Source organism: Ruminococcus flavefaciens (genome assembly GCF_900108555.1).
Classification (GTDB): Bacteria; Bacillota; Clostridia; order Oscillospirales; family Ruminococcaceae; genus Ruminococcus; species Ruminococcus flavefaciens_P.
On record NZ_FNWV01000005.1, the window covers coordinates 230480 to 245164 of the forward strand.

The 14685-nt window shown below is 41.2% G+C and carries 14 protein-coding genes; 7 read left to right on the forward strand and 7 right to left on the reverse strand.

The genetic code is table 11. From position 1 onward, the window contains the following. Positions 1 to 250 precede the first annotated feature (250 nt). Both BLW60_RS09155 and BLW60_RS09160 read left to right on the forward strand, forming a co-directional pair. The gene (locus tag BLW60_RS09155; protein WP_074716627.1) at positions 251 to 805 is read left to right on the forward strand and encodes an RNA polymerase sigma factor; all 555 of its coding nucleotides are present in this window, start codon (positions 251 to 253) and stop codon (positions 803 to 805) included. Then, positions 792 to 1721 (forward strand): hypothetical protein, encoded by a 930-nt coding sequence (locus BLW60_RS09160; RefSeq protein WP_074716628.1) that lies wholly within the window; start codon positions 792 to 794, stop codon positions 1719 to 1721. The genes BLW60_RS09155 and BLW60_RS09160 overlap by 14 nt, the downstream gene beginning before the upstream one ends. Before the next feature lie 38 nt (positions 1722 to 1759). Here the strand turns inward: BLW60_RS09160 and BLW60_RS09165 are convergent, their stop codons facing one another. Next, entirely contained in the window at positions 1760 to 2791 is a 1032-nt protein-coding gene (locus tag BLW60_RS09165) for a hypothetical protein (RefSeq protein ID WP_074716630.1), read from the reverse strand. After that, complete coding sequence (locus tag BLW60_RS09170; RefSeq protein WP_074716632.1) at positions 2778 to 3332, reverse strand: RNA polymerase sigma factor; 555 nt, start codon at positions 3330 to 3332, stop codon at positions 2778 to 2780. The genes BLW60_RS09165 and BLW60_RS09170 overlap by 14 nt, the downstream gene beginning before the upstream one ends. Positions 3333 to 3573: 241 nt before the next feature. Here BLW60_RS09170 and BLW60_RS09175 point away from each other — a divergent pair, with 241 nt between their 5' ends. Then, positions 3574 to 4629, forward strand: coding sequence for a dockerin type I repeat-containing protein (locus BLW60_RS09175; protein ID WP_074716634.1), 1056 nt, complete (start codon positions 3574 to 3576; stop codon positions 4627 to 4629). Between the two features lie 32 nt (positions 4630 to 4661). Continuing rightward, positions 4662 to 6338 carry a hypothetical protein gene (locus BLW60_RS09180; RefSeq protein WP_074716636.1) on the forward strand — a complete coding sequence of 559 codons (1677 nt, stop codon included), beginning with the start codon at positions 4662 to 4664 and terminating at the stop codon, positions 6336 to 6338. Between the two features lie 56 nt (positions 6339 to 6394). Here the strand turns inward: BLW60_RS09180 and BLW60_RS09185 are convergent, their stop codons facing one another. Continuing rightward, the gene (locus BLW60_RS09185) at positions 6395 to 7363 is read right to left on the reverse strand and encodes a hypothetical protein (protein WP_074716638.1); all 969 of its coding nucleotides are present in this window, start codon (positions 7361 to 7363) and stop codon (positions 6395 to 6397) included. Next, positions 7356 to 7910, reverse strand: a complete 555-nt coding sequence (locus tag BLW60_RS09190) for an RNA polymerase sigma factor (protein ID WP_074716640.1) — start codon at positions 7908 to 7910, stop codon at positions 7356 to 7358. The genes BLW60_RS09185 and BLW60_RS09190 overlap by 8 nt, the downstream gene beginning before the upstream one ends. A 224-nt stretch (positions 7911 to 8134) precedes the next feature. Between BLW60_RS09190 and BLW60_RS09195 the strand changes: the two genes are divergently transcribed. Together BLW60_RS09195 and BLW60_RS09200 are read left to right on the forward strand one after the other, a co-directional pair. Next, positions 8135 to 8692 (forward strand): RNA polymerase sigma factor, encoded by a 558-nt coding sequence (locus tag BLW60_RS09195; RefSeq protein WP_074716642.1) that lies wholly within the window; start codon positions 8135 to 8137, stop codon positions 8690 to 8692. Beyond that, complete coding sequence (locus tag BLW60_RS09200) at positions 8689 to 9915, forward strand: hypothetical protein (RefSeq protein WP_074716643.1); 1227 nt, start codon at positions 8689 to 8691, stop codon at positions 9913 to 9915. Before BLW60_RS09195 ends, BLW60_RS09200 begins: the two co-directional genes overlap by 4 nt. A 45-nt stretch (positions 9916 to 9960) precedes the next feature. Here BLW60_RS09200 and BLW60_RS09205 read toward each other — a convergent pair whose 3' ends face one another. After that, positions 9961 to 11094, reverse strand: a complete 1134-nt coding sequence (locus BLW60_RS09205; protein ID WP_074716645.1) for an MORN repeat-containing protein — start codon at positions 11092 to 11094, stop codon at positions 9961 to 9963. A 320-nt stretch (positions 11095 to 11414) separates the two neighbouring features. Between BLW60_RS09205 and BLW60_RS09210 the strand changes: the two genes are divergently transcribed. Then, on the forward strand, positions 11415 to 13007 hold the full coding sequence (locus tag BLW60_RS09210; protein WP_074716646.1) for a sodium:solute symporter family protein: 1593 nt from the start codon (positions 11415 to 11417) through the stop codon (positions 13005 to 13007). An 81-nt stretch (positions 13008 to 13088) separates the two neighbouring features. On the opposite strand, the gene BLW60_RS09215 is transcribed toward BLW60_RS09210, so the two are convergent. Both BLW60_RS09215 and BLW60_RS09220 read right to left on the reverse strand, forming a co-directional pair. Continuing rightward, positions 13089 to 13958, reverse strand: a complete 870-nt coding sequence (locus BLW60_RS09215; protein WP_074716648.1) for a dockerin type I domain-containing protein — start codon at positions 13956 to 13958, stop codon at positions 13089 to 13091. A 14-nt stretch (positions 13959 to 13972) separates the two neighbouring features. Beyond that, complete coding sequence (locus BLW60_RS09220) at positions 13973 to 14650, reverse strand: 5'-methylthioadenosine/adenosylhomocysteine nucleosidase (RefSeq protein WP_074716649.1); 678 nt, start codon at positions 14648 to 14650, stop codon at positions 13973 to 13975. Positions 14651 to 14685: the final 35 nt, after the last annotated feature.

Genomic DNA, 14685 nt, shown 5'->3' on the forward strand with positions numbered 1-14685 from the left:
GTACTTATTTGCCTTTTCACTAATTAGTCGCAGTTTTCATATCCCAAATCGCAGTTTTTTCAAAAAAACTTTTCAAGCTGCGAAAATTGTGTTATAATAACCATACCGACAGCTTTGTTATTGTACATATATTACAAATCTTAAAAATCCTTTTACAGGTATGCGATTCTGACAGCTTTTTATACGACTAATTAATAGAAGAATGTATACACAATTGCATTTCACGATCATTTTTTGAAGGGAGAATACTATGAAAAACGGTGCTGAATGTTACAGCCGTTTTCTCTCAGGAGATAAAAAAGCGATCGAAGAAATAATCCGCGATTACAAAGATGGACTTATTTTTTACCTTTTCAGTATAGTCGGTGATATCCACATTTCGGAGGAACTGACTATAGATACATTTATCAAGCTTTTTTCCGAACAGCCTAAATTCAAGGGCGAGGGAGCTTTCAAGACATGGCTTTATGCCATAGGAAGGCATACTGCTCTCGATCATATAAGAAAGAGTTCAAAACGCCGTGAAGTTCCCCTCGAAGAAGCAGCTGACATCTCAGGTGAAGAAAGTATTGAGCAGAGCTATATAAGCGACGAGGAAAAGATCAGGCTGCGCAGGACTATAAACAGGCTCAAGCCTGAATACAGTCAGGTATTGTATCTTATTTACTTTGAAGGTTTCGATCACGATGAAACGGCAAAGATAATGAAGAAATCTAAAAAGCAGGTCATCGATCTGCTGTACCGTGCCAAAGGCGCATTGAAAAAACAACTTGAAAAGGAGGGATATTCGTATGATGGACTATAAAGAAATGGCTGAAATAGTCACGAAGGAAGTCGATGCCATTCTTGAACGCAAGCGTATACGTGCAATGCGTATCAAACGGATATCTCTGACTGCTTCGGGACTTTGTGCCGCTGTACTGGTCTGCTTCGGAGTCTGGAAACTCCGTCCTTCTCTCGAAAACAAAAACAACTTTGATGATACCAATATAGTTATAACTACCGCTGCAACAGCAGAAACTACAGAAATATCCACACAGACTACTCCCCCGCCGACTACAGCAGCTAAGACGGAAACGACAGCTTCTGCCGCAAAAACAACTTCTATTTCAACAAAAGCTGTGGAGACAAAAGCTACTGCGGCTGTTCCCATAAGGACGACAGTTCCTTACAGAACAACTGTAAATTCTGTAACAACGAGAAAAGCAACAACAACTACAGCTTCTTTAACGACAGTTACACTCCCCGTGTCAACAACTGCAACTGCTGCCCAGACATCAACTACAGCCAAAGTCCACGCAACTACCGCATCGCCGACAACAGGTGTTTTCGTAGTCACCACAGCCCCTGTAACATCTACACCTACTGAGACTACAACGCCACGCGGTGGAATAACTGATCCGCCACCTAATAAAAATACTATGACTGAGATCTTTCTTGCTTCAACTGCCACAGTCGAGATAAAGAAGAACGGCACTTACGTTAACTACGAAAAGCATAATACTCTTATAGAGAACGAAAATATAGGCGACTTTATCAGTTTGGTATCCTTAAAAATGATACACCCTGACGGCACAAGGCAAATATTATCAATGGGTGTATACACTATAAAAGATGTTGATATGGAAGAAGCCGTTGCTTTAAGACTGGTAAACGAATACAGCTTTACCGAAGGATACTACCTGTTCACCGATCCAAACTATCAGAAAAACGATAACTGAACAGCAAAAAGCCCACTCAAATGAGTGGGCTTTCGTTTCTATAAACCGTCATCTTCTTTTCTGTAATTATAGTTTCTGAATTCAAAATATTCATCGGTATCAGTCAGCCTTACAGCAACAGCCTGTTCGGAACTTCTTCCTTTTATCTCATAAACTTCCATTGTCTGCACTATTTTATTTTTATTTGTAATATATATCGTTACTCTTGCCTTGCGGATAAAATCTCCTATTTTGATTTCTACTGCGCTTGTTGGATTACTTTCGGCAGTACCCTTATCATATCTTACATTATCAAGGCTTACGCTTACGGGGTATAACTTGAATAATGAATTGATATCGGTTGGCATGACCGAAGTCGAAGTAGTAACAGGCTTGATAACAGGTTCTTCTGTCACACGAGTGCTTACCGTTGAGATTATAGTGACATTAGCGGAAGTTTTTTTAGTTGTAACAGGTCCTACAGGTATGTCTGCAATCGTAGTTTTTACAGTAGTCCACCATTCTTCTAATCTTTCATTTACCCTTGAAGTGGTCATATGGGCAATTTCTTCCCCAGACCATGCGGTTGTGCTTGAAACTTGGTTAACTGTAGTATGAGTATAAACTGTGGTATGAGTTATTTTTGCAGTAGCCTTAGCGGTAGTTCTGCGCGTAACGGTATTATTCACAGTCGTTGTTCTTACGGGAGTTATTCCGTTAGCCGAAGTTCTTACCGTTACAGCCGCCGCTGTTTCAGTACTTTCGGCAGTAGTTTTTATTGTAGCGACAGCATTTGCTGCCTCCGTAACAGTTGTATTTTCAGTTGTCGTAAAAGCTGTAGTTACGGTATCAGTTGCAGCTTCCGTAGTAATGACCGTACCCGTATCCTTAAAGCTGCCATCGGGCTTATTGATCGACGGCAGTATCTTCCATACGCCGAAGCAGACTATCAGTACAGCACAAAGTCCCGATACTGCATAGGAGATATGACGTATCTTAGCGGCTTTTTTCTGACGCTGCTCTAATATCTCATCGCCCTTTTCAAATATTCGCTCGGCGATCTTCAAGGTCTTTTTGTCATATTCCCTCATATCTGAAGCCCTCCTTTTCTAAGATATTCCGTAAAGACTCCTTTGAACGATAGAGAAGATTTCTTATTTGTCTCTCCGATCTGCCCATTATCTTAGCCGTTTCAGTGTTGCTGAAATTCTCGAAATATATAAGATACAGTACCTGTCTGTAATCATCGTTCAGCTTTTCCAATGCTCTGAGGAGCTGTTTTTTGTCCTCATTTTTGATATAATCCTGCTCTATATCCTCCCTGTCCGCGACCTCATAGAAGTCGTCAACAGGCACTTCATCAAGTTTTGAAGCTTTTCGGATATGGTCAACAGCCGTATTCCTTCCTATAGAATAAAGCCATGATCTGAACGAGGACTTCCCCGAGAATTTCGGTCTGTCCACATAGAGCTTGAGGAACGTCTCCTCCGCAATTTCCTCAGCAAGGCAGAAATCACCTGTAATGCTGTTGATAAACAGAACCAGTCCGCGGCGGTAGTCCTCAATTATATCAATAAGAGCATTTTTATCACCATCAAGGAAACGGCGGTAGCTACTTGCACCGTTATCCATATTAAACTCCTTTCGCAGGCGCATTTTCTGTGCCCGTTTTGGTTTAGTGATATGTCTCTTCATATATAAGTCGTAAAAAACCTGAAAATGTCTCACCTAAATTATAAATTTTCCGAAAAAATTTTTCAACGTATATTTTCTGAATTTTTTTGAAAAAAGGGTGAGACAAAATCTGTATTTTTACGACTTATTAGTGAAAGCAAAAATTACGCCTTATAATTTCATTTAAGGAGGTCTTATTATGAAAAAAATGATAAATACATTATTTGCAGCTTCTATGCTGACAAGTTTCGCAGCTGTTCCGTTGACAACAATTGCAGCTGCATCGCCGCTGACTGCTATACAGACAGAAGAAAAAACATACGAAGCCGAAAAAATTACAGACCTTGATACAATAAAGAACATGATAAACGACTTCATAGCAGAGAGCAAGATCAGTCTGAAAGTTATTGCAAATGAAAAGATATCCGAAAAATACGCCGATAAATATGTATTTCTGAGGTGGCACACCAAAAACGCCAATGACTACGATAAATTCGGCGAGTTCTTATGGAAAAACAACATCGACGATAAGCTCTTAGAGTTCATTCCATTTGATACAGACGAAGAAGGAAACGAACTGACCAGAATATCCGAATTACTGTATTACTACGTTAAGGATAACAATATTCCTGCAACAGTCTTTGGAGTTGATCCTGATTTTATCGAAAACAAAGTAACTGTAGAATACTACTGGAAAAACGAAGATGTAACAGAGCAGATAAAGGCTTTTCTTGCAGAAAACAATATTGATACCTCTTTAGTCAGCTTTGCTGTTGAAGAGGCACAAGAAGTAGACACAACTCTGAAATTAACAGTTGTGGAAATAAGAGACAATACACTGGTATTGAAGCCTGATAAGGACTCATTTATCAGTAAAAACTACAGCAGATTTACGCTCCCCACAAAATACCTTGACAATGCTGAGCCGAGCGTAGGTATGAAGCTTGACGTTGATTATGGCGCAGGAAGCGGTATCCTTTCGACATATCCTGCACAGTTCAGCAATGTAAAGAGCGTAACTGTACTTTCGGAAACTGCCGATATCGTAAAGGGCGATGCAAATCTTGACGATCAGGCAGATATGGCTGATGTTGTACTCATTATGCAGGCACTTGCAAACCCGAATAAATACGGTGAAAACGGTTCTGACTTCAATCACCTTACAGGACTTGGCAAGCTCAATGCCGATATGGACGGCAACGGTCTTACAGTAGGCGACGCTCAGGCATTACAGAAGATACTTCTCGGAATGTAAAATGATTCAAAAATTTTAAAGGAGCTGATACTATGAAAAAGAAAATTATGTCAATCATCGCAGCTGCGGCTATGGTATTAGGCGGAGCTTCCGCACTTCCTGCAAATGCTGACTCCCCCGCTCTTGTGGAAACAGCTGCAAAATCATTCAGCTACAAGGGCATGACCTTTGACGAAGCTGTTCAGGGCATCTCAGGAAACTACGTATGGCTTAGCGGAGGCAAGGATAAAGCAACTCCCGACTGGAGATTTAACCGCTCTCTCATTACACTTGATGAAAACAACAAAACTCACATTATTGATATAGAATCTGTTGTTACAGCCATAAAAGTTGAGGAAGGAGCTGTGCTCCCCTATGAAGATATCAAGGCAGCAGTTGAAGCAGAAAATCTAAAAATGCCTGTTTTCCGCAAAAACGGCAAGGAATACGAGATAGTCAGTGCAACATCAAGAGAAGCCTATGACTATACTCTTGAGCTTGTAAAGGCTTGTCCCGAGGTAACTGCCATTGAGATGCACTACAAGGTATATGAGAATAAAAACTACGTAGGCATAGACAGTGCATACTACAGCGGAGATATGACTGCTGCGGAGTTCACAGAGAAATACCCCGAGTTCAAAGAGCATAAAGGCATGATCGAAGGAATGCTTTGCTTCAGCTATGAAGGCGATTATAATAAGCTTTATGAGGTTCTCAGCAATATGCAGAGCAACGGCGACAAACTGGATTTCAACTGCTCTATGACAGAGCTTGCATACATTAGTCCTGTAACATATTACTGCAACGAGCCAATATTGATCGACAGTACTATGGGCGATGCAAATATTGACGGCTATGTTGACCTTTCCGACTCCATAATGATAATGCAGTCGCTGGCAAATCCCGATAAATACGGTATCTCCGCAGACGGCGGCATAACCGCACAGGGACAGGTAAACGGCGACACTGACGGAAACGGACTCACAAACAACGACGCAAGAGAGATACAGATGAGCCTTCTCGGTCTCGGCAGTGTGCCTATCCCACAAAAGGACGACGATATCACCCTCATCAACTACGATTACGTAGACTTTACAGATGAAGACAACAACTTCAAAGTAATGTTTAATGACAAGGAATACATAAACTCGGGGGCATCTCTCGGACTTTCTGCAATAGGCGAAGAACTGGGCGAATATGAAGTTCTTGACCGTGAAAAGAACGGCAGCACAGGAAAGGTGTTCGCCCTGAACGATATTTCTACAGAGTTAGCAGTAGCCGTACAGTACAGCGGCAGCAACAATTACCATGTATACCGTAATGTATGGTATCAGCCGCAGACAATAGGACAGATCATTGATGACTTTGATCTTGAAAATACTCTTAGCATCAACGACGTTTACTATTATGAGTATAAGCCAACACACAGAAATGAAAAGTATAGGGCTGACGAAAAATATATCTGGGATACTATTTTCGGCGACAGAGATATTTCAACATCTTCTAATTTCGATGATTATACGCAAAGTATCTCTCAGATAGACCGCACCGAGAATTACTGCATACTTGAAATAGGCTGTGATCTTCAGTTTTTAGGCAGATACAGCTTTGCTATCAAGGTATACCAGAACGGTACAGTTTTTACCAATATGGTAGAACGCGGAACTACCTTCCACATCAGTGAAGAAAAAGCACAGGAGCTTATCGAAAAGTATTCCTCACAGAGCTGAGATACTATGTCAAAAGCCGTATTCATTGTGAATACGGCTTTCTTTTTTATAGTGTATCAGTCTAAAATAGCAAGGTGCATAGCTATTTCTTCGCCATGCTGTCTGAGATAAGACAGCTGAGTTTTGGTCAGCCATGCTTCTTCAGGCGGCTGAGTCCACTGGTGATCGGGCGTTTTTCGCCATATCCAGCCTGAACTCAGGTTAATATAATACCATGTTCCGTCAGGGGCAAGCAGCACATATTCGGGAATACCATCGCAGGTATCTGCCGAGTATTGCAGACTTGCAAGGCTTTCAAATATATCAAAGTTTGCAAAGCCGTCAGGATCATCGACTATAGGCTTTGTGGCAATTGGTTTTTGACTGCCGTCAGGCGAAGTCACTACAGGAAAATCCTGTGCATTGTTGATGAAGTCCTCAACGTTATCAGGCTTTGTAGAGATTGGCAGCTCTGTGCCGTCGGGTGTAGTTACTACAGGAAAATCTTTTGCATGATTTATGAAGTCTTCTGTGCCTGTCTCCTGTGTCTGAGTGGATTTATCGCTTTGTGGTTGAGATACCAAATTGATTTCAGCGTACATTGTGTCTAAGTCCGTAGTTACTGTTGATTTGTTTTCAGAATTCACAGCAGTAGTAACAGCTGTATTTTTATTTGAGCTTTCTTTTGTTGCTTTTTCGTTTTTATTTTTTTCTGTTGTAGATAACTCATTATCGGTCACACGTTCAAAAGGTGATGTCTCGTCAGCTGCCGATATATCCGACGGCAGAGCAGGATCATCGAGCATAGGCGGACGATTTCTGAACATAAATACTCCCCCTGCACCGAGACCTGCAACCAGCAGAAAAGCAGCTGCGACAAGGGCAGTCCTCTGCCATTTCTTCTTATATACCTCAACACCCGAAACAATGATATTTTCTTCTCTCTCATTCTCCGATGATGGCTTATCTTTCGGTTTTATCTCAGCCTCTTTTATAAGATCGTCGTCAATAAGATCAATGACTTTAAATAATTTCAGCTTATTCATGATCGTAACCTTCTTTCTTTAAATAAGCTTTTAGCTTTTTTCTCATCCGAAAAAGATAAGTTGCGGCTGTGCGCTCCTTTATATCGTAGTATTCAGCGATCTTTGCAAGACTGTCACCGTACCAGTAACGTCTTACGAATATTTTTCTGTGCAGCTCGTCCTGTGTCCTGATAAAGCGGCTTATAGCCTCGGCAAGAGCTTTTTCCTCGCCAATATCCTCTCGGTAATCTGGGATACATTCGGAAAGCTCCTCCAGCGAAACAGCGAATTTGCTGTTTCGTTTTTCTGCGGAATTGTATTTCAGCTTGTCCAGAGCCTTGTTCTTGACAGTATGGCACAGATATGTTTTAAGGTCGTTCGGCTCATCAGGCGGTATATTGCTCCAGACTTCGTAATATGCAGAATTCACACATTCTTCTATATCCTGACGATGAGAAAGAATATTACCTGCAATATAAAAGCAGAGCTTATGGTATTTTCGCTGCAATTCTTCGATCGCTGTCTCATCTCTTTTTCGGAATAATTCTATTATCGAATTATCATCCATGGCTGAGCCTCCTTTCATGAGGCATGAGGTCCTCTTACCTATATAGTTGAATTATTGCGGCTGATATTTCACTTTCAAAGAAATATTTATGAGTATCCTTATAAACGCACTGTACTTATTATAAATCCTGCCTGAGATCATTGATATAAATTTTTTCTCTGATGTGCAATATTTTCTGATTTTTTGCGTCTAATATAATGAGGGACCTCGAAAGGAGGGATCATATGGACGATAGCTCTATTATTGAACTCTACTGGAACAGAGATGAACGTGCTGTGTCCGAAACAGAGAAAAAGTACGGAAAGCTCTGTTATCGTATTGCAGAAAACATACTGAAACACAAGGAAGATTCGGAAGAATGTGTAAACGACACATTTATGAAAGCCTGGAATTCTATCCCGCCCGATCGTCCTATGCATTTTTCTGCCTATTTATGCCAGATAACCAAAAGGCTCGCACTGTCTAAATATCGCTATAATACTGCAAACAAGCGTCAGAGTGACGGCTGCCTGTCATATGAAGAGCTTTCCGACATAGTATCTGATAAGAAAACTCCAGAAGATGCACGTATAATGTCTGAACTCAGCAATGCCATAAATGCTTTCCTTATGAGTGAGGACAAGCAAAATCGTATAATATTCATCAGACGGTACTGGTATTATGACAGCATAGAAACCATAGCTGAGTCATTTAAGCTAAATGCCAAAACAGTAGGTTCAAATCTTTTTCGCATGAGAAAGCGACTAAAAAAGTATTTAGAGAAAGAAGGTTTTGAGCTATGACGACCGAGATGCTTGATAAGGCAATTAACGGCATACGCCCCGAACTTATCGAAGAAGCCGCCGATATAAATACTATTATCAAAGGAAAAGCTGAAAATCCTGACACTATAGTTCTTGTACAAGGCGTAGAAGCGTATCACAGACCTGTATGGCGGAAGCTTCTTGCGACAGCTTCTGCACTTATTCTTGTATTTGGCGCAGTCGCAGGCGGAGCGTTTATAATGAAGAACCGCACATCAAAACCTGCCAATACGGTTACAGATACCACTTCTGTACAGCAGGAAACAGAAATGCCAACTCCTGCCGAAGCGGAAGAAGCTACAGAAGCATCTAACCCCGAAGCTACAGCAGATATCAGTGATATCGAACCCGAATTTATAGAATTGCAGCTCCACGAAGCTCCCCATTATGCTGAAACATATGAAGAAGCAAGAGTGCTTGCCGATGAGCACAGTATTAATATCCCGTGGAACGAAAGACACAAATACAGAGTTGATACAAAGCATTACGCAGAGCTTTTGCAAAGTGACGGCTATGATATCAATTCCCTTGAAGCCAAAAGCTATATCTACCATATGATGCTCAACAGCTATCTTTACTATGATACTGCCAAAGGAACTATGATCTTACCTTATTCCAATGACCTTTCACATTATACAACAATAGATTTTCAGGATGATTTTAATAATCAGGAAAGCTATAATAAATGTTCCAACTATACTGATGTTGTTTCGGAAAATTTTATAAGCAGCGAAAAAGTAATAAATAAAATCTATAATGGTAATAATTACACTGTAAGTCCGAATGATTGGCAATATGAGATAAAACTTACCGAAGATAACTATCGATATATTGACGTAGCTCCGCCCGATTACGGCTTTTCAATATGTATATGGAATGCATGTATGGGAATAGAATTTAACATACTCATGCCCGATCAAATAGCCTTACCTTGGCTAATGCGTTTTGAAAACTGGCGTATAGACAGCATATCCGAGCGTATAGGCAGAACTGTAGCGGAATTATCGGGAGTTAATGATAAAGGCAATGATTTTACTCTCGCTGTTGATATATATACAGGTATACTTATCGAATATACAGTCAGCAGCAATGGAACGGTCATTGATTATTTAAAAACGACAGATCTTCAGGTGGATATCCCTGTCGAGCATACTGAGCCTGATCTTACAGACTTCACAAAGATCGACCTTTTCAAACAATAATGAACTAAAAAACGCTTCAGTTTAACTGAAGCGTTTTTCTTATATTTACTGGAATATAGGCGACTCGCTTAAAAGCTTGTCCCTGTCCCATTTCTGTATTTTTTTCACACCGTCAGCACAGGTAAGTATACCTTTTCCGTGGCGCAGGTCACCTTCCCACTCCCCCTCAAAAACATCGCCGTTTTTAAAGTAAAAAGTACCCTTTCCATGCTTGAGGCTGTTTTCAAATCGTCCTTCAAATCTGTCTCCGTTGTTGTAATAGAACACACCATGACCGCTTTTGACATTATCGCACCATTCGCCGTCATACTTGTTTCCGTTTTTATAGCTGTAAACGCCGACACCGTTTCTCATATCGTTTTCGTATTCGCCCTCATACACATCGCCGTCAGCAAATCTGAAAACACCTTTTCCCTGCTTTACGCCTTCATTGAAACAGCCCTCGTAAACATTGCCGTTTGTATAAGTAAACACACCTTTTCCGTGCATTTTTCCCGTAAAGCCGACTTCACCCTCATATCTGCCGTTATCGAATTCGATAACTCTTTTAGCATCGGGAGAAGGCTTTGGTGTACCGCTGATAAGCTCCTCTGTGATGACCTTGCCCTCTTTATAATTACGCTTATAAACGCAGTGGTCCTCACGAGTCTTGAAGAGAGCTTCGCCCTCAAGCAGTCCTTCTATCCATTCGCCCTCGATGACATCGCCGTTTTTGTATGTAAAAACGCCTCTGCCGTGATATCTGCTTCTGCTCCATGAGCCAACGTACTTCTCCTTTCCGTTCTCATAGAACTCAGTACCCTCACCGCATTTCCAGCCATACATCCACTCGCCGTCATATTGTAGCTTGCCTGTCTGCCAGTACTGCTTACCATTGCCGTGAAATCTGTCGTCCACAAAATCCCCTGCATAAACAAGGGACTTGCTTGCCTCGTCACCCTCGCCCTGTCCGATATCATAATAACCCTTTGCATATTTTCTGCCGAAACCGCAAAGCTTGCCGTCTTTCCACTCGCCGTCATATTCAATGTCAAGGTCGTTTATGAAAACTCCGCGTCCGTCGGGCTTTCTTGATGAACCGACATGACCCGAATACATACCTGTACCCAGCACAGAGCTTACATAATTCATATTATTTGCTATACCTTTGCTAACTTTAAGAAAATCCAGCATTCCCATATTATCTTCTCCAAATCATCACTTTCAGATCTTTAGGGAGAATCTGACGAGTTGTATTATTAAATCCATTATTAAATTAAAGCATAATTCATCGCTTCTATTGTACCATATTGCAAATACAAAGTCAATAATACACGATTTAATTTTTACAGTTTGATTGGTATAACAAATTATTTACGTAAAATAGCTATTTTTCATAATTAGGTATTGACAAATTATGAATAATATTGTATAATTAGTCTTGGTTTATAACTTTATTCATTTAAAGCTTTACAGGTTTATCATTTTACACTGTAAGCAACTGAAAGGTCGGGATACAAATGGGCGCAAAAGTCGCTACATTCGTCATACTTGCCATTTACATCGCTATAATGGTAAGTATAGGAATTTATATGTCAAGGCGAACAAAGTCATCTGAGGACTTCATGCTTGGCGGAAGAAATGTCGGTTCATGGCTGACAGCATTCTCCTATGGAACAACTTATTTCTCAGCAGTTGTTTTCATAGGATATGCAGGACAGTTCGGCTGGATGTACGGAGCATCTTCAACATGGGTCGGAATAGGCAATGCCATAATCGGAAGCCTTATACCGTTCTTCCTCTTAGGCAAACGAACACGTCTTATGTCAAATCACCTCGGAGCAAAAACAATGCCTGAATACTTCGAACATCGTTTCAACTCCAAAAAGCTCAAAACAGCATCAGCACTTATCGTATTCATATTCCTCATTCCTTATACAGCATCTGTATACAACGGACTTTCACGTCTCTTCGGAATGGTATTCAAGCTTGGCGAAAACGGTGCAACATACATAATCATCGCAATGGCTGTACTTTCTGCTGTATACGTAACACTCGGCGGATACAAGGCAACAGCTCTCAACGATTTCTTCCAGGGCATCATCATGCTCATAGGTATCGGAACAGTCGTAGCACTTACAGTACAGAAGAAGGACGGTCTTTCTGCTGCACTTGATGCACTCAACACTATTTCCGACAGCAAGACCGAAACAGGAACACTCGGTTCAATGTTCGGACCTGATCCGATAAACCTTCTCGGCGTTGTTATCCTTACTTCACTTGGTACATGGGGACTTCCTCAGATGGTACAGAAGTTCTACGCTATCAAGGACGAGCAGGCAATCAAGAAGGGCGCTATCATTTCCACATTCTTTGCTATCGTAGTAGCTGGCGGCTCATACTTCATGGGCGGATTTGTAAGACTCTACTGTACACTTGACGGTACAGACGGCTCAGGCAGAGCACTTATCGATACAGTTGACGGAAAGCCTGTATACGATACAATGGTACCTGCACTTATACATCAGGCACTTCCAAATATTCTTATCGGACTTGTTGTTGTACTCGTTCTTTCTGCTTCACTTTCCACTCTTTCGTCACTTGTACTCACATCAAGCTCAACACTTACAAACGATCTTATCAAGCCACGTATCAAGGGCTTCGACGATAAGCATCAGGTAAAGTTCATGCGTATATTCATTGCAGTATTCCTTATAATCTCCGTAATAATCGCCTGCAACAAGAACGCATCAATCTCAACTCTCATGTCCTACTCATGGGGCGCACTTTCAGGTGCATTTCTCGGACCATTTCTCTATGGTCTGTTCATGAAGAAAGCATCACCTGCTGCTTGTGCAGCAAGCTTCATCACAGGTGTTGGCATAAGCGTAACACACATGGTACTGTTCAGCATGAATATCGAAGCATTCAGCGGACTCAAGCAGTCCATAATCGAAATGAACTGCCCGTTAAATCTTCTCTCACCTATCAATGCAGGAGCATTTTCAATGATCGTATCGCTCCTTATCGTACCGATAGTAAGCTGCTTTACAAAGGCACCTGAGCAAAAGGTAGTAGACAACGCATTCAGCAGTCTCAATAAGTCATTATAAAAAATTAACGGGAACATGAAAATGTTCCCGATTTTGTTTAATTCCATAAAAAAGCAGCCTTGTGGCTGCTTTTTTATATTATCACTTTCTGTTCTTTACGAAATCATTGAGTGAAGAAGTACCGTCACCTGAAAGGTAAGCGTAGTAAGCAAGGAGGTTACTTGCATCAACAGAGTCTACAAGACCGTCGCCGTTGATATCAGCAGCAGCTCTCTGATTACCGTCAAAGATACCGTCCTTACCTGATGAAACTCTTGAATACTCCTTCATGATACCTGAAACGTCAACAGAGTCCCACTTGCCGTCGTTATTGATATCGCCGAGCTTTCTGTCAGAAGCATTTATAGTCATAGGCTTGCTGTTCTCGGAAGGATCATACTCCTTGAATGTACCGTCACCATTACGGAGAATGATACCGCTGAAATAAGCACCCTCACTGTAAACCTTGAGATTATATGTGCCGCCTTCAGCATTATCAGCAAACTTAGCCTTGAAGCAAGCAAGCGGATATGAATCAGACTTCTCACCGTTAAGCTCCATAGGCTTTTCAGAAGAAACCTTTGAATAGTTTACAGCGATCATATTAAGATCCTCAAAGGTATTGAGGTTCATGCTGTCATCAGTCTCAAATCCCTTATAAGGAGCACCCTTGTAAAGTGCGTTAGGACCTGTAAGGTCGGAAAGCTTGAGTGACTTGTCAGCAATAGCCTTAACGAAGATCTGTCCGGCCTTCTTGCTTTCGTCCTTTAGGTATACAGCACATGGGATAGCTGAAGTATTTTCCTTTGTATTTACAAAGATAGCACCGAATTTAAGTGTTTCAACACCGTCAGCCTTATCGTCTACAGTAAAATATACTGATGGTGCCACATCAGCTGCATTTACAGTAAATGCTGAGACCATACCGGCAGCAATAACTGCTGATGACATAATTGATAATAATTTTTTCATGATTAAAACTCCTTTCAGAGCAGCTCAGCCATACGAAGTACTATCTCCGCAACTCGCTTAGCTGCGATCTTTTCAAATTCGTCAAACGACATTGCTCCCTCATCATCTGCATTATCGGAAATGCAGCGCACACTGACATAAGGAAGCTCATTGAGGAAACAGCAGTGACCAACTGCCGCACTCTCCATATCAACGGCATAAGGATCGAATTTTTCCTGGATAGCTTTTTTTACAACATTGCTTGTAATAAAAGCATCGCCCGAAACGATACGGCCTCTGAAAGACTTAACGCCAAACTCTCCGCAAACCTTTTCAGCTGTATCCATAAGCGCGCCATTCGCCTTGAATACGCCGCAATAAGGTGGGTAATCCTTGAGGAAATGAAGGTCGAGATCGTGAGGAAGTACTTCTGTGGATATAACGACATCGCAAACCTTAACTGCACTGTTCATACCGCCTGCGATACCCGTATTTATCACACAATCGGGGTGGAAATTATCTATCATGACCTGTGTACAAACCGCTGCATTTACCTTAGCTATACCGCAGCAGGCATTTATCACAGTTTTGCCGTTTTTGTTGTTGATGTAAAAGTCGAAGCCTGATATGTGCTTTATTTCTGCTTCACCGAGAATTTCTCTGATATCAGCAAGCTCTGATGGCATTGCTCCGATTATTGCTATAGTATTCAAAATATCACTCCTAAGTCAAATTACTTTTTTATTAT

What these genes read in the sequence shown, in the direction of transcription:
- BLW60_RS09210 (WP_074716646.1), top strand. Translation starts at nt 11,415, where the DNA reads ATGGGCGCAAAAGTCGCTACATTCGTCATACTTGCCATTTACATCGCT.
- BLW60_RS09180 (WP_074716636.1), top strand. Translation starts at nt 4,662, where the DNA reads ATGAAAAAGAAAATTATGTCAATCATCGCAGCTGCGGCTATGGTATTA.
- BLW60_RS09215 (WP_074716648.1), bottom strand. Translation starts at nt 13,958, where the DNA reads ATGAAAAAATTATTATCAATTATGTCATCAGCAGTTATTGCTGCCGGT.
- BLW60_RS09190 (WP_074716640.1), bottom strand. Translation starts at nt 7,910, where the DNA reads ATGGATGATAATTCGATAATAGAATTATTCCGAAAAAGAGATGAGACA.
- BLW60_RS09200 (WP_074716643.1), top strand. Translation starts at nt 8,689, where the DNA reads ATGACGACCGAGATGCTTGATAAGGCAATTAACGGCATACGCCCCGAA.
- BLW60_RS09185 (WP_074716638.1), bottom strand. Translation starts at nt 7,363, where the DNA reads ATGAATAAGCTGAAATTATTTAAAGTCATTGATCTTATTGACGACGAT.
- BLW60_RS09175 (WP_074716634.1), top strand. Translation starts at nt 3,574, where the DNA reads ATGAAAAAAATGATAAATACATTATTTGCAGCTTCTATGCTGACAAGT.
- BLW60_RS09195 (WP_074716642.1), top strand. Translation starts at nt 8,135, where the DNA reads ATGGACGATAGCTCTATTATTGAACTCTACTGGAACAGAGATGAACGT.
- BLW60_RS09160 (WP_074716628.1), top strand. Translation starts at nt 792, where the DNA reads ATGATGGACTATAAAGAAATGGCTGAAATAGTCACGAAGGAAGTCGAT.
- BLW60_RS09170 (WP_074716632.1), bottom strand. Translation starts at nt 3,332, where the DNA reads ATGGATAACGGTGCAAGTAGCTACCGCCGTTTCCTTGATGGTGATAAA.
- BLW60_RS09205 (WP_074716645.1), bottom strand. Translation starts at nt 11,094, where the DNA reads ATGGGAATGCTGGATTTTCTTAAAGTTAGCAAAGGTATAGCAAATAAT.
- BLW60_RS09165 (WP_074716630.1), bottom strand. Translation starts at nt 2,791, where the DNA reads ATGAGGGAATATGACAAAAAGACCTTGAAGATCGCCGAGCGAATATTT.
- BLW60_RS09155 (WP_074716627.1), top strand. Translation starts at nt 251, where the DNA reads ATGAAAAACGGTGCTGAATGTTACAGCCGTTTTCTCTCAGGAGATAAA.